Raw genomic sequence first — 17,047 nt, 5'->3', positions numbered from 1 at the left:
GTCGTTATTCCACGTTCTGAACTTGCTCGCGCATCTGATCTATTACGGCCTTCAACTCAAGCCCTACCGAAGTCAGATCGGCACTTTGCGCCTTGGAGCAAAGGGTATTGGCCTCTCGGTTGAACTCCTGCATCAGAAAATCAAGCTTTCGGCCCACGGCAACGTCCTGTACCAGCAAGTCCCGCGCAGCTAAGACATGCGCTTTCAGGCGATCAATTTCTTCCGTGATGTCAGCTTTGACCGCAATTAGGGCCAGTTCTTGCGCAACACGGTCCGGATCGACACCCTGCGCGTTGTCCATGACGCGGGACAGGTTCTCTCGCAGAGAATCCGCGACCTTGTCCTTGCGCTGTTCCGCCAGTTCCGCGGCCTGTTCCGTCAATTTCGCCACCAGATCCAGCTGACCGTTCATTATGTTCGCAAGCGCCTGACCTTCGGTTTCGCGCATCGCGATAAATTCGGCCAAGAGAGCGGGGAATTCTGCGCTTAGATGTTCGACCAACGGCGCTGGATCGTCCACGTCGCTGCCTGCATCCAGCATGCCCTTTAACGCGATAAGGTCAGATGCACGCGATGGGGCAAGCACGACATCCCGCGCTTCTGCCATCTGCTGCGTTTTTGCCAAAGCCTCCAGCACAGCCCCCATTGCGGCATCGTTCAAAACAAGGTCAGGCACAGTTTCATCGCGGTTAAGCCGCAGGGACAGCGTGACGTTTCCCCGGCTCAGCGCCTTGGACATCTGCCCGCGCAATGCGACCTCTAACCCGGTCAGCCATTCCGGGACACGCACGCGCATGTCCAGCCCCTTGCCATTGACGCTGCGCAGCTCCCACGTCCAGCTATGCGGTCCATACGCCCCCTTGCCCGAGGCAAATCCAGTCATGGATCTGATCATGCCCGCCCTTTCATCGCTGCGCGTCTCAGAATGCTTGACCGCACCTAATGCCATCACAGCACGCAGGGCAAGAGTTTGCTGAGTTTCGGTTCCGCACCCTTAAGTTAACCATTCATTAAAGAATTCCTCCAAGATTGGCTCCACTCATGTCAGTTTGGCCCCTGTCAGAACTGGTCATTCAAAAAATGCCCCCGATATCTGGCATTTTAGGAAAATGATGGCCAATTGGCGTTAGGGCTATGAAATGAAAACCATTTTCGGAAACGGGTCCGGGTCTAGCTTTGGAAAGATCATCGCGATGGATCGCTTTGACAGTGGCCGCATATTTTCTCCTATTCGCCAGGCAGAAGCTTACTGGAGTGCCCTGTTATCGGGCAGCGAAGTTCCAATGCGATCGCAGATTGAACCGCGTGGGCTTGAGAACATTCTGGAATACACCTTTATCCTCGAACGTATCGCGCCCGGTCTTGCCCGGTTTCGTCTCGCGGGCAGTCATTTGAACAGGCTTGCGGGTATGGAGGTGCGGGGCATGCCTTTGACCGCGTTTTTCGAACCACCCGCGCGATCACCGGTAACGGAAACTCTTGAACAGGTTTTTGCGGGGCCTGCGATTGCAGAGTTTGAACTTGAGGGCGCCGGAAAACCGGGGCGCGCCCATTTGCATGCACGCATGATCCTGCTCCCCCTAAAAAGCGATCTGGGGGACATCAGCCGCGTGTTGGGCGTTCTTTCCAGTAATGGCGCGATCGGCGCTACGCCAAGGCGGTTCGATGTGCTTGGTCAGACGGTACGCGCAGTGGCATCCGTTCAATCGCCGCGAACGACCATTGAACCGGTGTCAGCAGGGTTTGCCGAGGGGCAAAGGGAGTTCGAGCGCCCTAAGCCTCACCTGCGTTTGGTCGTGTCGCGAGATGAATAAAAAAGCGGGCCTTGGCCCGCTTTTTCAATGTGTTTAGCTCACCGCCCGTTTGCTACGGTCTCGCCTCAGGTTGGTCAGTTCCTCGGCCACGAGGAAAGCCAATTCAAGGGATTGAGTCGCGTTCAGACGCGGGTCGCAGGCCGTGTGGTAGCGATCAGACAGATCCTCTTCGCTCACGGCGCGCACGCCGCCTGTGCATTCGGTCACGTCCAGACCGGTCATCTCGAAATGGACACCACCGGGGATGGTACCCTCGGCCTGGTGCACGCCAAAGAAGTCGCGAACTTCGCGCAGGACTGAATCAAACGGACGCGTCTTGTAGCCGGTTGCCGATTTGATGGTGTTGCCGTGCATCGGATCGCAGACCCATGTCACCTTGGCACCCTCTTCCTTTACGGCCTTGACCAGACGCGGCAGATGCTCACCGGCCTTACCCGCTCCGAACCGCGCGATCAGGGTCAGGCGACCCTCTTCGTTTTCGGGGTTCAGTTTGGACATCAGAACCTTCAGGTCCTCCGCCGTCGTCGTCGGACCGCATTTCAGACCAATCGGGTTCAACACTCCGCGGCAGAATTCGACATGCGCACCGTCGGGCTGACGGGTGCGGTCGCCGATCCAGATCATATGGCCAGACCCGGCCAGCCAGTTGCCCGAGGTCGAATCCAGACGCGTCAGCGCCTCTTCGTATTCCAGCAGCAGGCTTTCGTGACTGGTGTAGAATTCCACGGTCGAGAACTCATGCGTGGTGTCGGCAGTGATCCCAGCCGCGTGCATAAAGTCGATCGTGTCCTGAATCCGGTCGGCGATTTCAGAGTATTTCTGAACGTCCTGTTCATCCGTGAAGCCCAAAGTCCACGAATGCACCATGCTCATATCGGCGAAACCACCGGTCGAGAAAGCACGCAGAAGGTTCAGCGTCGCCGCAGCCTGCGTATAGGCCTGCAACATTTTGCCCGGATTCGGGATACGTGCCTCGGGCGTGAACGCCAGTTCGTTGATGATGTCACCGCGATAGCTTGGCAGCTCCACACCATCGACAACCTCGGTCGGGGCGCTGCGAGGCTTGGCAAATTGTCCGGCCATCCGGCCAACTTTGACCACGGGAACTTTGGCGCCATATGTCAGCACCATCGCCATTTGCAGCATCACCTTGAACGTGTCGCGAATTGCGTCGGCGCTGAATTGTTCAAAGCTTTCAGCACAATCGCCGCCTTGCAGCAGGAACGCCTCGCCGCGTCCGGCAGCTCCCAAAAGCTGTTTCAAACGGCGCGCTTCCCCGGCAAAAACCAGCGGGGGATACTGCGAAAGCTGGGCCTCGACCTTGGACAGCGCGGCCGCGTCGGTATAATCTGGCATCTGAACCCGGGGCTTGTTGCGCCAGTTCGATTTTTGCCACTCGGTCATAGCTTTGATCTCCGCTGAAGTATTCAGGTCGTCTCTATACAAAATGCTTTGAAGAGTGACCATATGCGATTTGTGCCTCTTGACGCGGGAAACAAGCTTTGATCATGGTAGCTGTCAAATCTGTCGCCGACGCAACGTCATCAGGCGCCGAATCAAGGACACCTCGCCATGCAAGAGCAACGCCAAGTTGTCACGGTGGAAGACACTGCGGCCAACCCTAAGAATTTCGTATTTGTCCTGCTGGACAAATTCTCGTTGCTGTCGTTTGCCTCGGCGCTGGATAGCCTGCGTATTGCCAACCGCATGGCGGATAAAGAGCTTTATACGTGGACCTTTGCGGGCGAAGGCGGTGAGACCGTCAAATGCTCGGCCGGGACCGAGTTCAAGCTGGACACTGATCTGAGCGAACTGCAGCGCGATGCCGTTGTCATGATATGCGGCGGCGTCGACGTACAGGCGGCCACCACCAAGAAGGTCTTGAATTGGGTGCGGCGCGAAGCCCGGCGTGGCCTGAAAATCGGCGGTCTGTGCACAGCGGCCTATACGTTGGCCAAGGCCGGGTTGCTGGATGGCAAGCGCGCGACGATCCATTGGGAAAACTCGGACAGCTTTATCGAGGAATTTGATGAGGTCGAATTGACGAAATCCGTATTCCAGATTGACGGAAACCGGATGACCACGGCGGGCGGGACGTCATCTATTGATCTGATGCTGAAAATCATCGCGGACGACTACGGCGAAGACCTTGCCAATGCGGTCGCTGACCAGATGATCTATTCCTCGATCCGCACGGATCAGGACACGCAGCGCCTGTCGACCCCCACCCGTATCGGCGTGCGCCATCCCAAGCTGAGCCAAGTCATCCTGATGATGGAAAAAAACATCGAGGAACCGATCTCGCCCTCGATCCTGGCCAAGGATGTGGGCATGTCGACGCGACAGTTGGAACGCCTGTTCCGCCGCTATCTCAGCCGGTCGCCGAAACGGTATTATATGGAACTGCGCCTGCACAAAGCGCGTAACCTGCTGATGCAAACGGATATGAGCGTGATCAACGTGGCCTTGGCCTGTGGCTTTGCCAGCCCCTCGCATTTCTCGAAATGCTACCGCGCGCATTACAATACAACGCCTTACAGAGAGCGTGGCGCGCAAGGTGGTCGCTTGTCGGTTTAACCCTCGGGTGACATCCGATAAACCGCTCCTTCTCCGACGGAAATAAACCAGATGGAACCATCGGGCGCCTCGACAATGTCCCGGACGCGCTCGGTCTCGGCTCCTTTGATCTGTTCAACTTCCTTTAGGGGCGATCCTTCAAGCCGGGCGATATAGTTGAACTTGAGCGAACCTACAAAGATGTCACCTTCCCACTCGGGCCAGAGTTTTCCCGAATAGACCATCAACCCTGAAGGTGCGATGGATGGGTCCCAGTAAAACTGCGGCTGCTCCATCCCTGATTTCGCGGTGCCTTCGCCGATTGATTTACCGGAATAGTGCTTTCCGTATGAAATCACAGGCCAGCCGAAGTTGCGGCCCGGCAGAACCAGGTTCACTTCATCCCCGCCCCGCGCACCATGTTCCGACGTCCACAGACGCCCTTGCGCATCAAGACCCGCGCCCTGAGGGTTTCTGTGCCCATATGACCAAATCTCTGGCCTGATATCCGGTTGCCCGACAAATGGGTTGTCGGACGGCACCGACCCATCGCGATTGATCCGAACGACTGTACCAATGTGGTTCGACCTGTCCTGAGCCTGAGGCCGGTCACCGCGATCACCGATCGTGATAAACAAGGTTCCGTCACTGGCTTCGACGACCCGAGACCCAAAATGCCGACCCCCTGATCCGCCGGGTATGGCTTCAAAAATCATGCGTAGGTTTGTGAGGCGTTTTCCGTTCTCTGACAGACGCGCCACCGCCAAGGCGGTTCCCGCACCATCTTTTCGAGGTTTTGAATAGGTCAGAAATATCTCCCGACTCTGGGCAAAATCCCGCGCGACGGTCACATCCAGCAAACCGCCCTGCCCTTTGGCCGCCACATCTGGTACGCCGCGTACCCGGCGCGCGTTCCCATCGGCGACATACAAAAGTTGCCCGTCGCGCTCGGTCACCAGAAAACTACCGTCTGGCAGAATCCCAACGGCCCATGGCGTACCCAACCCATCGACAACCGCACTTACCTGCACAGGACCGGCTGACGTTTTCAATACATCCGCTTCGGCCACCAACGGACCAAACGAAAAGAGCAAAACCGCGAACGCTCTGAGCATGGGATTCTCCACTTTGGGGGCACTGCGACAACCGCAACAAAACAAATAGGATTATGGGCCGCAAAAACACGTTTGCGTTAGGACTTTTCTTTTCCGAACAGCTTGCCTAGGGTCGTGCCCAGAACGAATACGTTCACAATAGGGAGTAACCATATGAAAAAGCTGCTTACAGCAACTGCAGCAACCGCTCTGCTATCCGGTGCGGCAATGGCCGAAGACGTGACGCTGGGCGTCCTTTTTGGCTTTACCGGTCCGATTGAATCGCTGGCACCAGCCATGGGATCGGGCGCTGAACTGGCAATGGCCGAGGTCACCGAATCCGGAAAACTGCTGGACGGTTCGTCCGTGTCCGCATCGCGCGCTGACACTGGCTGCATCGACAACGGTCTGGCCACCTCGAACGGCGAGCGCATGATCGCAGACGGTGTCGCTGGCATCATCGGCGGCGACTGCTCGGGCGTGACCGGTGCGATCCTGCAAAACGTCGCCATCCCGAACGGCATGGTCATGATCTCGCCATCGGCAACCTCGCCCGGCCTGTCGACCATGGAAGACAACGGCCTGTTCTTCCGCACCGCCCCGTCGGACGCGCGTGAAGGTCAGGTGATGGCCGACATCCTGAATGACCGTGGCATCAGCTCGATCGCGCTGACCTACACCAACAACGACTATGGCAAGGGTCTGGCTGACGCGATCCAGTCCTCGTTCGAGGCATCGGGTGGCGAAGTCACCATCGTGGCCGCGCATGAAGACGGCAAGGCTGACTACTCGGCCGAAGTGGGCGCGCTGGCCTCGGCCGGTGGCGACATTCTGGTAGTCGCCGGTTATCTGGATCAGGGCGGTCTGGGCATCATCCAGTCGGCACTGGACAGCGGTGCGTTCGACACGTTCGGTCTGCCCGGTGGCATGATCGGTGACTCGCTGCCCAATAACGTCGGCCCCGACCTGAACGGCTCGTTCGGTCAGATCGCCGGTTCGGGTGGTGAAGGTGCCGAAAAGTACTTTGCCATGGCCGAAGCTAAGGGTTTCGACGGCTCGTCGCCCTATTCGCCTGAAAGCTATGACGCCGCTGCGCTGTTCATGCTGGCAATGCAGGCCGCCGGGTCCACCAACCCTGCGGACTATGGCGCCAAAATCATGGACGTCTCCAACGCCCCGGGTGAAAAGATCTATCCTGGTGAGCTGGCCAAGGGTCTGGAACTGCTGGCCGCTGGTCAGGACATCGACTATGTCGGCGCATCGGGTGTTGAACTGATCGGCCCCGGTGAAAGCGCGGGTTCGTATCGTGAGATCGAAGTCACCGACGGCGAAAACAAGACCGTCAACTTCCGTTGATCGGACTCAAATAGTCATAAAAACAAGCAGCCCGGGCCTTGTGTCCGGGCTGTTTCAATGAAAAAAGGCCGCACCCCGGCAAACGGGGATGTGATAAGAGCGCCGAAAACGGCGGCTAGGGGAAAAGATGATCGTCGTCGAAGACGTGCACAAGCATTTCGGCGGGTTTCATGCGGTGGACGGGGCATCGCTGGAAATCCAAAAGGGCTCGATCACCGGCCTGATCGGGCCGAACGGGGCCGGAAAAACCACTCTGTTCAACGTGATCGCAGGTGTCCTGCCGCCGACCAGCGGCAAGGTTCATATGGATGGTGAGGACATCACCGGCCTGCCCCCGCATGAGTTGTTTCATAAGGGCCTGCTGCGCACCTTCCAGATCGCGCATGAGTTTTCCTCGATGTCGTGCCGCGAAAACCTGATGATGGTGCCCGGCGCTCAATCCGGTGAATCGCTGTGGAACACATGGTTCGGCCGCAAGCGCATCGCTGATGAGGAACGCGCACTGAAAGCCAAGGCCGATGAGGTGCTGGAATTCCTGACCATCGAACATCTGGCCGATCACAAGGCCGGTCAGGTCTCGGGCGGGCAGAAGAAGCTGCTGGAGCTTGGCCGCACCATGATGGTCGACGCCAAGATCGTCTTTCTGGACGAGGTCGGCGCGGGCGTGAATCGTACCCTTCTGATGACCATTGCCGACACGATCCTGCGTCTGAACAAGGAACGCGGCTATACCTTCGTGGTCATCGAGCATGACATGGATTTCATCGGCAAAATCTGCGACCCGGTCATCTGTATGGCCGAAGGCAAGGTATTGGCGGAAGGCACTCTGGACGAGATCAAGGCCAATGAGCACGTGATCGAGGCCTATCTGGGCACCGGCCTGAAAAACAAAGACAAGCTGGAGGCCCAAACATGACCGCTGGCGCGAGCGATAATCCTTATCACGACGACAAGGGCAACAAGGACGCCTCGATTACCAACACGCATGGTGTCGGCACCATGACCCCCGCCCACCCCAAAAGCGGTGAGACGCATAAGGTCGAGGGCGGCCCCTTCCTGATCGGTGACACCATGACCGGGGGTTACGGCAAAGGGCCGGATATCCTGCACGACTGCACCATCGCGGTCGACAAGGGTGAGATTGCGGTGATCGTCGGCCCCAACGGTGCAGGCAAGTCCACTGCGATGAAGGCCGTGTTCGGAATGTTGGACGTCCGCGCCGGAGCTGTTCGACTGGACGGCGAAGACATCACCAAACTGTCGCCGCAGGATCGGGTGATCAAGGGGATGGGCTTTGTGCCGCAGACCTCGAACATCTTCACCTCGATGACGGTGGAAGAAAACCTTGAGATGGGCGCTTTCATCCGCCGCGACGATATTTCGGGAACGATGGAGCAGGTCTATGACCTCTTCCCCATCCTGCGCGACAAGCGCAACCAGGCGGCCGGAGAGCTATCGGGCGGTCAACGCCAACAGGTCGCCGTGGGCCGCGCGCTGATGACTCAGCCCAAGGTGCTGATGCTGGACGAACCCACCGCTGGCGTTTCGCCCATCGTGATGGATGAGCTGTTCGACCGGATCATCGAGGTGTCCCGCACCGGATTGCCGATCCTGATGGTCGAACAGAATGCGCGTCAGGCGTTGGAGATCGCGGACAAGGGATATGTGCTGGTTCAGGGGCGGAACGCCTATACCGGCACGGGCAAGGAACTGCTGGCCGATCCTGAAGTGCGCAAGAGTTTCTTGGGGGGGTGAGGATGCGGTCAATCTGCGCCATAATGTTGACAACACTCTTGACCGGACCGGTTGCTGCGTTCGAGGAAGCCATTGACTATGCTGTAACTCTGGAATGCCGAACAGTATCCGTCTGCAAGGTGGACGGGCCTTGCAAAAACAAATCACGCGATCTTCGGTTCCTGCTGGTCGTATTAAACGGCGAACAAGCCGTCTATGTAGGACACGCGCCAAAAGACGATGGTTACTATACAAGGATCGAACTTCTTGACGATGGTTTTCACGGAAAACCAGACTATGACTTTTCAGCTTCATTGCCGAATGACCATGCCGTGGACTTTCGAGGCGGCAATGAGGAATCCATAGAAAGCGGCGTGTTGCATCTAGCCTACGTTCCGCGCGGTTACGAGTGGATTGAAAGACACTTTACAAATTCAAGCCTCTCCGAATTTCTCGTAGAGTTTCAGGGGTGTGAAAGCAAATAATGGACTTCCTCAACGCGCTCGTGGCGCTTTCCAACTTCGTTCTTGTTCCCGCAATCGCCTATGGCAGCCAGTTGGCGTTGGGCGCTTTGGGGGTGACGCTGATCTATGGCATCCTGCGGTTCTCGAACTTTGCCCATGGCGACACGATGGCCTTTGGTGCGATGATCGCTGTTCTGGTCACGTGGGGCCTGCAGGCAGCCGGGGTTAGTTTCGGGCCGCTGCCGACCGCCCTGCTCGCCCTGCCCTTTGCCATTCTGGGCTGTATTGTTCTGGTGCTGGTCACGGATCGGCTGGTCTACAGGTTCTATCGCGAACAAAAGGCCAAGCCGGTCATTCTGGTGATCGTGTCGATGGGCGTGATGTTCATCATGAACGGCATCGTGCGCTTTATCATCGGACCGGATGATCAACGCTTCTCAGACGGAGAACGGTTCATCGTCTCGGCGCGTGACTTCAAGGCGATGACCGGCCTGCGCGAGGGGCTGGCGATCAAAACCTCTCAGGGCATCACGGTGATCGTGGCCGTTGTCGCTGTGGCGCTGCTGTTCTGGTTCCTGAATAAGACCCGCACTGGTAAGTCGATGCGGGCTTATTCGGATAACGAGGATCTGGCACTGCTGTCCGGCATCAACCCCGAGCGCGTGGTGATGATCACATGGATCATCGTCGCAGCGCTGGCGACCACGGCGGGTGTGCTCTATGGGCTGGACAAAAGCTTCAAGCCCTTCGTCTATTTCCAGCTTCTGCTACCGATCTTTGCTTCGGCCATCGTGGGTGGATTGGGCAATCCACTAGGGGCCATTGCAGGCGGTTTCATCATCGCCTTTTCCGAAGTGACCATCACCTATGCGTGGAAAAAGGTGCTGACCTATCTGGCACCCGAAGGTCTGGAGCCGTCGGGCCTCGTCCAGTTCCTGTCCACAGATTACAAATTCGCCGTCAGTTTCGTGATCCTGCTGATCGTGCTTCTGTTTAAGCCCACGGGCCTGTTCAAGGGGAAAGCGGTATGACCGAGTCCGTCAAAAACACGCTGCTTTTCATTGCCGTTGGGTCTCTGATCCTGCTGACGGGATTCACGCAAAGCTGGAACTCGGCCATTCTGATCCTGAACATGGGTCTGATCTCGGCGATCATGGCCATCGGGGTGAACCTGCAATGGGGTTTTGCGGGCCTGTTCAACGTGGGCGTCATGGGATTTGTCGCGCTGGGCGGGCTGGCCGTGGTGCTGATCTCGACCCCGCCCACGCCGGGCGCATGGTCGGCCGGGGGATACGGCATTCTGTTGGCCCTGCTTTTGGGGGCCGCGACAGTAGTCGCAGCCGTGCTTGTCGCCACGCGAATGCCAAAGGGACGAATGCAAACCCTGTCTATCATCGGTATTCTCATCGCCGGGTTCTTTATCTATCGCGCGGTGTTCGATTCCAGCATCGCCGCAGTCGAGGCGATTGACCCCGCAGTCGCAGGCAATATCGGCGGTTTGAACCTGCCGGTTCTGCTGGCATGGCCTGCGGGCGGTCTGCTGGCCGCCGGTGCCGCTTGGCTGATCGGGAAAACCGCGCTGGGCCTGCGCTCGGACTATCTGGCGATTGCGACGCTTGGCATTGCCGAGATCATCATCGCCATCATGAAAAACGAGGACTGGCTGGCCCGTGGCGTCAAAAACGTCTACGGCATCCCGCGTCCCTCCCCGGTGGTGGGCTATGAGGTCGAGTTGCAGGCCGATCCCGGTTTTATCGCCCGTGCGGAATGGCTGGGGCTTGATCCGGTTACGGCCTCGACCCTTTCGGTCAAATTGGGCTATTCACTGCTGTTTACCATTGTTCTTCTGGCCTTGCTCTGGATGGCGCAGATGGCGTTGAAAAGCCCATGGGGTCGGATGATGCGCGCCATTCGTGACAACGAAGTCGCAGCCGAAGCAATGGGCAAGGACGTCACCCGGCGCCACTTGCAGATCTTCGTACTGGGCTCGGCCATCTGCGGTATTGCTGGCGCAATGATGACCACGCTTGACGGCCAGTTGACGCCGGGCACCTACAATCCGCTGCGATTTACATTCCTTGTCTGGGTCATGGTGATTGTCGGCGGGTCCGGCAACAATTTCGGTGCAGTGTTGGGCGCATTCCTGATCTGGTTCCTGTGGGTACAGGTCGAACCGATTGGCTTGTGGATGATGAACCTGATTACAGCCGGAATGCCGGATGGTAGCGCGCTCAAGTCACACCTGATTGAAAGCGCCGCTCATATGCGTTTGTTCACCATGGGGCTGATCCTGCTGATCGTGCTGCGGTTCAGCCCGCGAGGACTGATTCCAGAGAAGTAGACTGACCCAAGGTCAAGATTCAAACCGCGCCAAGTGTCTGGCGCGGTTTGTTGATTTCACGCCATCGCTTGTTTACAGGATAGATGACCGCAATAGTTCAGGCCGGTTTTCCACTCACCCTGAATTAGGCGGACAGCCTGATGAGTATGAAAAGAGTTCACATGAAAACCTTGATCACCAAAACAGTTCTTTTGCTGCCGCTCGTTGTAGGTTTGTCGGGATGTATTCCGTCCCCCGAAGACCTGGAAAGCACACCGGTGAAAGTTCAAACCCCCAAGGGTGAAGTCACCTGCCAGCTCTACCGCCCGGATCGTGTTATCTGGGATCGCGCCATTGATTTCCCGGCTGACAAGATGTCGGTACCAGAGGCGGACGCCTACTGTAAGCAGGAAGGCCAGAGTCGCCTGAACTAAGCGGATTAGCTGCGCGCTGGGCCTGTCGGGTCCAGCGCGCGACCGTTATTTATTTTTGAACAGCCCACCGAGTATTCCGCGAACAATTCTGCGCCCGGTAGTGCCTTTCAGCTCTTTGATGACAGCCTCACTCATGGCCGTTGCAAACGTATCCTTTTTGCGAGTGACACGGGACGAAGACCGCCCGACCCGGCTGCCGGAATAGCGGCGCGCGGTCGCAAACTCACGTTCGGCGACGGATTGGGTTTCTTCCTGCTCCTCGGCTTCGGCTGCGGCTTGGGCAGCAGCCTCGGCACGGGATTTCAAAATCTCGTAGGCGGACTCACGATCTTGCAGGGTGTCATACTTGGCCTTCATCGGAGACGCATCCATCACCGCCTGACGCTCGGTCGCTGTAACCGGGCCGAGCTGTGAACCCGGTGGCCTGATCAACGTCCGTTCGACAATACCCGGCACACCTTTTTTCTGCAGCATCGAGGTTACGGCCTCGCCCACGCCGACTTCGCGTATCGCAGCCTCGGTATCAAACGCCGGGTTCTCGCGATATGTATCGGCTGCTAGGCGCAGGTTTTTCCTGTCCCGCGCCGTAAAAGCACGTAACGCGTGCTGAATCCGGTTTCCCAACTGGCCCAGGATATCTTCTGGGATATCTGCAGGGTTCTGCGAAATGAAATAAACGCCTACCCCCTTCGAACGGATCAGGCGCGCGACCTGTTCGACCTTGTCCACAAGAACCTTGGGGGCGTCCTCAAACAGCAGGTGGGCCTCGTCAAAGAAGAACACCAGCTTTGGCTTATCCGGATCGCCGACCTCTGGCAGTTCCTCAAACAGCTCACTGAGCAGCCACAAAAGGAACGTCGCATAAAGACGCGGAGCGCCCATCAGCTTGTCAGAGGCAAGAATGTTCACGACACCCTGTCCGTTTTCGTCGACACGCATCAGATCGGCAAGTTCCAAAGCAGGCTCACCAAACAGATTGGTCCCCCCCTGATTTTCAAGAACCAGCAGACGCCGCTGAATGGCACCTATCGACGCCGTTGAGACATTGCCAAAGCGCAAAGACAACTGCGTACGGTTTTCACCGATCCAGACCAGCAGCGATTGCAAATCCTTGAGGTCCAGCAGCGGCATCCCCTCTTCGTCCGCCACGCGAAAGGCGATGTTCAGAATCCCTTCCTGCGCCTCGCTCAAGTCCATCAGACGGGACAAAAGAAGCGGCCCCATCTCTGTCACGGTTGTGCGGACCGGGTGCCCTTGTTTTCCGAACAAATCCCAGAAGGCCACAGGACACGCCGCGTAAGAATAGTCGGTGAAACCAATTCTCTCGGCGCGCTCGTGAAAAGGTTTATGCAGTTTATGCGCCTCACTGCCCGCCTTGGCCAAGCCCGACAGATCGCCCTTTACGTCCGACAAAAACACCGGAACACCGGCCTGCGAGAACCCCTCGGCAAGAATTTGCAAGGTCACCGTTTTGCCGGTTCCCGTCGCACCGGCGATCAGCCCATGCCGATTGGCGTATTTCAACGTCAACGATTGAGGCTGACCATAGTCATCACCCGCGCCACCTAAAAAAACGCCATTTTCCATATGATTAGGGTCCCAATATCCACCGATCTGGGGCCAGCATACAAATTTAACATTTAACTGCGATAGTCTATTCGTTGTCTTCGCGGTGAGAGATGCGAGGCAACAATCTTCCTCCCTGTCGACTGGCCGCGCTTTCGAGCGCGGCTTTTTTTAAGAATGCCGCCTATGTCATTAAATTTTCAGGTTTGCAGTTGACCGATGCGCTCCCCTCTCGTAACGTCTGCGCATAACTAAGTCGGCCAGTCCGACGGGGAGAAAATTCTATCGAAGGGAGCCGCTCCACCGGCTCCCTTCTTCGTTGGAAATAGCCCCGCAAAAGCGCGACAAACCGGCAAGATTCCGATCACATCCCTTCATTTTGAAAGCTTAATGCCTGACACCCTGCTGCAAGGATGTTAGACCGGGCAAAAAGCTTAACCAATCTGCCGAGGCGTTCATGCTCAAGAAACTTCTCTCACTCAACATTGTTGGCGCTGTGCTTCTGTCCGGCGCGGTTGCAGCCCAGGAAACCCAATCCGGCGAATCGCAACCGGCACAGGCAGACAGCGGCCTTGATCTTGGTCAGTCCGGGCCACGTGTCGGTGAACAGTTCATCAAGGAAAAATCAGGCGATTGGGAGGTGTCCTGCATCAAAGCTGAGGAAGGCAATGATCCCTGTGCTCTGGTCCAGATTCTGAACGGTCAGCAGGGTGAACCCATCGCCGAAGTCACCATTGGCAAACTGCCCGCTGGCGGTGCGGCCGTTGCATGGGCCAGTGTGATTGTTCCCCTTGAGACTCTGCTTCAGGCGCAGTTGGCCCTGTCTATCGACGGTGCGCCGCGCAAACTTTATAATTATCACCACTGCGTTCCCGTCGGCTGCGTTGCCCAACTGGGGTTGAGCCAAGCCGATGTCGACGCAATGAAAGCAGGCAGCAAAGCAGTTCTGTCGCTGGTGCCGGCCCGTTTCCCGGATCAGGTTCTGTCCATGGACATGTCGCTTGCGGGATTCACGTCGGGGTTTGACAGCCTGACCGCACAGCAAAACTAAGAACGACTGGTAAAGGCGGCTGGCGAAACAGTCGCCTTTCTTATTCGCTCAGGGCTTAGACCTGTTTCAGCGCCAAGACCGCATTCAGGCCGCCGAACGCAAACGCATTGCTAAGCGCCACTTTTACTTTGGCGTCGCGCGCGTCGTTTGGTACCACGTCCAAGGCGCATTCGGGATCAGGCTCTTCGTAACCGATGGTCGGCGCGATCACCCCGTCACGCAAAGCCATGATACAGGCCAGGAGCTCCACTGCTCCGGTTCCACCAATCAGGTGTCCGTGCATCGACTTTGTAGACGAGATCATCAGCTCGTCCGCATGCGGTCCAAAGACATCGGCAACCGCAGCGCATTCGGTTTTGTCGTTTGCCGCCGTCCCGGTGCCATGCGCGTTGATATAGCCGACCTGATCCGCGTTCAGCCCCGCATCGGCCAACGCGCCCGACATGGCCCGCGCAGCACCCTGTTTGCTGGGCATCACGATATCCGATGCATCCGACGACATCGCGAACCCGACGACTTCGCACAATATATCTGCGCCACGGGCGCGCGCGTGTTCATATTCCTCGAACACAAAAACACCAGCGCCTTCGCCCTGAACCATTCCATTCCGGTTCGCACTGAATGGGCGGCAAGCGTCCTTGGACATGACGCGCAACCCCTCCCACGCTTTGACACCGCCAAAGCACAGCATGGATTCCGACCCACCGGTCAGCATTGTCGGCGCAGCGCCACTGCGCACCATCTGAAACGCCAGCGCCATTGCGTGGTTCGAAGAGGCACAGGCCGTTGAAACAGTAAAGCTCGGCCCCTTGAGGTTATGCTCCATCGACACATGGCTGGCGGCGGCATTATTCATCAGCTTGGGCACGACGAACGGGTGAACCCGGTTCTTTCCATCCTCGTAGACAGAGCGATAGTTGTCGTCCCAGGTCGAAACGCCCCCTCCGGCCGTGCCCAGCACGACACCAGACCGTGCGGCGAGATCACCGTGAAACTCAATACCGGATTGTTCGATTGCTTCCTTAGCGGCCGTCAGCGTGAACTGCGTGAACCGATCGTACAGAGTCATTTGCTGCCGGTTGAACCGGCCTTCGGCCTCGAACCCCCGCACCTGACCACCGATCTTTATGGCCAGCCTCTCAACGTCGCGGAATTCCAGCTCGGAAATCCCGCAGCGGCCTTCACGCATTGCTTCGAGTGTGGCGGGTACGGAATGGCCCAGCGAGTTGATCGTTCCGGCCCCGGTAATGACAACGCGTTTCATGATCTTGTGTCAGACCTTTTCCGACACAAGTTTTTCGATCCCTGCAATGATCGCAGCCACATTCGAGATGTCAAAGTCACTTGCCGTGGGTTCGTTGGCATTGAACGGGACCGTGATATCGAACTCTTCCTCGATGGCGAAAATGCTTTCCACCAGCCCAAGGCTGTCGATTCCAAGATCCTCGAGCGTACTTTCGGGCGTCACATCCGAAGGTTCCAACACAGCCTGCTCAGCGATGATGGCGATGACGCGGTCGGTGATGCTCATGTCGAACCTCTGATAATCCCGTTGAGGGTGATTTAATCGCTCGGAGCCTGTTTGAAAACAGCCTTTTTGAGCGCCTCTACGTCACGCGCCATGCGCGGAAGGCGACGCTGGGCTTTGTACATGTCCGTATGCGTTTCCATTTTGACGCCCGGATACCCCATGATCACACGCCCAGCCGGGACATTGGACAGGATTTTTGTACCACCGCCTGCGATCACACCATTGCCGATAAAAATATTGTCGACGACGCCGGTTTGACCGCCCAAAACCACGTTATTTCCGATCTCGACCGAACCCGACACACCTGTTTGTCCGCACAGAAGGCAATCTTTGCCAACACGCGTGTTGTGGCCGACATGCACGAGGTTATCCAATTTCGAGCCATCACCGATATACGTGTTTCGGATCGTGCCATTATCGACCGTGCAATTTGCACCGACCTCGACATCGTCCCCGATTTCAACCGCGCCAAGCGAATGGATACGCAACCAGCTTTGCGCCCGCGCATCGCCTTGGTCGCCCATCGTTTTGCGCACGTTTTCAACACCGGACACTTCGGGGGTCACAAAGCTGAACCCGTCGCCGCCAATCCGCGCACCCGGCTGCGCAATGAAACGATGGCCGATTTGGGCCCGGGCACCGATGCTGACCATTTCGCGCAGAACCGCGTTTTCGCCCAAGACGGCATCCATACCGATCACACAATGCGCGCCGATCACGGCCCCTTTGCCGATCTTTGCGCGCGCGCCGATCACCGCCAAGGGAGCAATCGAAACGTCCTCGGCCAGTTCCGCTGTAGGATCAACCACGGCTGAGGGGTGAATGCCGGGCGCAACACCCTGCCCCGGATCAAGCATCGAGGTAATCCCGGCCATGGCCATTCTGGGACGAGCAACGAAAATTGCGGCCTTCAGCCCCAACGCCTGCCAATCGGCCCCTTCCCAAAGAACCGCCACCTGCGCAGACCCCGTACTGAGAGCCTCGGCATATTTGGGAGACATCGCCATCGCCAAATCCAAAGGCCCCGCGTCACCGGGTTCGGCTGCGTGCTCAATAGCCAGCTCACCATCGCCCTGATATTCAGCACCCAGGGCTTCGGCGATTTGTAGAACTGTATACTGCATGTC

The 17,047-nt window shown here is 57.5% G+C and carries 17 protein-coding genes; 10 read left to right on the top strand and 7 right to left on the bottom strand.

Annotation, left to right across the window (positions count from 1 at the left end; genetic code table 11):
• Window positions 1–4: 4 nt before the first annotated feature.
• A complete protein-coding gene (locus tag ACR0MS_RS06530) occupies window positions 5–883 on the bottom strand; it encodes a YicC/YloC family endoribonuclease (RefSeq protein ID WP_480570839.1) in 879 nt (292 codons plus the stop codon).
• 256 nt (window positions 884–1,139) lie between these two features.
• Between ACR0MS_RS06530 and ACR0MS_RS06525 the strand changes: the two genes are divergently transcribed.
• Window positions 1,140–1,814, top strand: coding sequence for a PAS domain-containing protein (locus ACR0MS_RS06525; RefSeq protein WP_480570836.1), 675 nt, complete (start codon window positions 1,140–1,142; stop codon window positions 1,812–1,814).
• A gap of 33 nt (window positions 1,815–1,847) precedes the next feature.
• On the opposite strand, the gene ACR0MS_RS06520 is transcribed toward ACR0MS_RS06525, so the two are convergent.
• Window positions 1,848–3,218: a class II 3-deoxy-7-phosphoheptulonate synthase gene (locus ACR0MS_RS06520; RefSeq protein WP_480570833.1), complete on the bottom strand. Its 1,371-nt coding sequence runs from the start codon at window positions 3,216–3,218 to the stop codon at window positions 1,848–1,850.
• A gap of 168 nt (window positions 3,219–3,386) precedes the next feature.
• Here ACR0MS_RS06520 and ACR0MS_RS06515 point away from each other — a divergent pair, with 168 nt between their 5' ends.
• Complete coding sequence (locus tag ACR0MS_RS06515; RefSeq protein ID WP_480570830.1) at window positions 3,387–4,391, top strand: GlxA family transcriptional regulator; 1,005 nt, start codon at window positions 3,387–3,389, stop codon at window positions 4,389–4,391.
• On the opposite strand, the gene ACR0MS_RS06510 is transcribed toward ACR0MS_RS06515, so the two are convergent.
• Entirely contained in the window at window positions 4,388–5,485 is a 1,098-nt protein-coding gene (locus ACR0MS_RS06510) for a PQQ-dependent sugar dehydrogenase (protein WP_480570827.1), read from the bottom strand. The genes ACR0MS_RS06515 and ACR0MS_RS06510 overlap by 4 nt on opposite strands.
• 153 nt (window positions 5,486–5,638) lie before the next feature.
• Here ACR0MS_RS06510 and ACR0MS_RS06505 point away from each other — a divergent pair, with 153 nt between their 5' ends.
• The 7 genes from ACR0MS_RS06505 (at window position 5,639) to ACR0MS_RS06475 (ending at window position 11,772) form a co-directional block, all read left to right on the top strand.
• Window positions 5,639–6,820, top strand: a complete 1,182-nt coding sequence (locus ACR0MS_RS06505; protein WP_480570824.1) for an ABC transporter substrate-binding protein — start codon at window positions 5,639–5,641, stop codon at window positions 6,818–6,820.
• Window positions 6,821–6,947: 127 nt separating this feature from the next.
• Window positions 6,948–7,736: an ABC transporter ATP-binding protein gene (locus tag ACR0MS_RS06500; RefSeq protein WP_170769769.1), complete on the top strand. Its 789-nt coding sequence runs from the start codon at window positions 6,948–6,950 to the stop codon at window positions 7,734–7,736.
• Window positions 7,733–8,575, top strand: coding sequence for an ABC transporter ATP-binding protein (locus tag ACR0MS_RS06495; protein ID WP_480570821.1), 843 nt, complete (start codon window positions 7,733–7,735; stop codon window positions 8,573–8,575). The genes ACR0MS_RS06500 and ACR0MS_RS06495 overlap by 4 nt, the downstream gene beginning before the upstream one ends.
• 38 nt (window positions 8,576–8,613) lie before the next feature.
• The gene (locus ACR0MS_RS06490; RefSeq protein ID WP_480570818.1) at window positions 8,614–9,039 is read left to right on the top strand and encodes a hypothetical protein; all 426 of its coding nucleotides are present in this window, start codon (window positions 8,614–8,616) and stop codon (window positions 9,037–9,039) included.
• Entirely contained in the window at window positions 9,039–10,049 is a 1,011-nt protein-coding gene (locus ACR0MS_RS06485) for a branched-chain amino acid ABC transporter permease (protein WP_480570815.1), read from the top strand. Before ACR0MS_RS06490 ends, ACR0MS_RS06485 begins: the two co-directional genes overlap by 1 nt.
• The gene (locus ACR0MS_RS06480) at window positions 10,046–11,359 is read left to right on the top strand and encodes a branched-chain amino acid ABC transporter permease (protein WP_480570812.1); all 1,314 of its coding nucleotides are present in this window, start codon (window positions 10,046–10,048) and stop codon (window positions 11,357–11,359) included. Before ACR0MS_RS06485 ends, ACR0MS_RS06480 begins: the two co-directional genes overlap by 4 nt.
• 161 nt (window positions 11,360–11,520) lie before the next feature.
• Window positions 11,521–11,772 carry a hypothetical protein gene (locus tag ACR0MS_RS06475; RefSeq protein WP_480570809.1) on the top strand — a complete coding sequence of 84 codons (252 nt, stop codon included), beginning with the start codon at window positions 11,521–11,523 and terminating at the stop codon, window positions 11,770–11,772.
• Window positions 11,773–11,817: 45 nt separating this feature from the next.
• On the opposite strand, the gene ACR0MS_RS06470 is transcribed toward ACR0MS_RS06475, so the two are convergent.
• The gene (locus ACR0MS_RS06470; RefSeq protein ID WP_480570807.1) at window positions 11,818–13,359 is read right to left on the bottom strand and encodes a helicase HerA-like domain-containing protein; all 1,542 of its coding nucleotides are present in this window, start codon (window positions 13,357–13,359) and stop codon (window positions 11,818–11,820) included.
• 436 nt (window positions 13,360–13,795) lie between these two features.
• Here ACR0MS_RS06470 and ACR0MS_RS06465 point away from each other — a divergent pair, with 436 nt between their 5' ends.
• Window positions 13,796–14,389 (top strand): invasion associated locus B family protein, encoded by a 594-nt coding sequence (locus tag ACR0MS_RS06465; protein ID WP_480570804.1) that lies wholly within the window; start codon window positions 13,796–13,798, stop codon window positions 14,387–14,389.
• 55 nt (window positions 14,390–14,444) lie between these two features.
• Here ACR0MS_RS06465 and ACR0MS_RS06460 read toward each other — a convergent pair whose 3' ends face one another.
• Genes ACR0MS_RS06460 through lpxD form a run of 3 tightly spaced genes read right to left on the bottom strand, consistent with a single transcriptional unit; the run spans window position 14,445 to window position 17,044 of the window.
• On the bottom strand, window positions 14,445–15,653 hold the full coding sequence (locus ACR0MS_RS06460; protein ID WP_480570801.1) for a beta-ketoacyl-[acyl-carrier-protein] synthase family protein: 1,209 nt from the start codon (window positions 15,651–15,653) through the stop codon (window positions 14,445–14,447).
• Between the two features lie 9 nt (window positions 15,654–15,662).
• Window positions 15,663–15,920, bottom strand: coding sequence for an acyl carrier protein (locus ACR0MS_RS06455; protein WP_170741578.1), 258 nt, complete (start codon window positions 15,918–15,920; stop codon window positions 15,663–15,665).
• Between the two features lie 32 nt (window positions 15,921–15,952).
• Window positions 15,953–17,044, bottom strand: a complete 1,092-nt coding sequence (gene lpxD, locus ACR0MS_RS06450; RefSeq protein WP_480570798.1) for a UDP-3-O-(3-hydroxymyristoyl)glucosamine N-acyltransferase — start codon at window positions 17,042–17,044, stop codon at window positions 15,953–15,955.
• Window positions 17,045–17,047: the final 3 nt, after the last annotated feature.

The sequence above is a fragment of the Ruegeria sp. CJ2 genome (assembly GCF_056536745.1).
The sequence above is the reverse complement of the archived record's forward strand: the minus strand, read 5'-3'. Positions and strand labels throughout refer to the sequence as shown.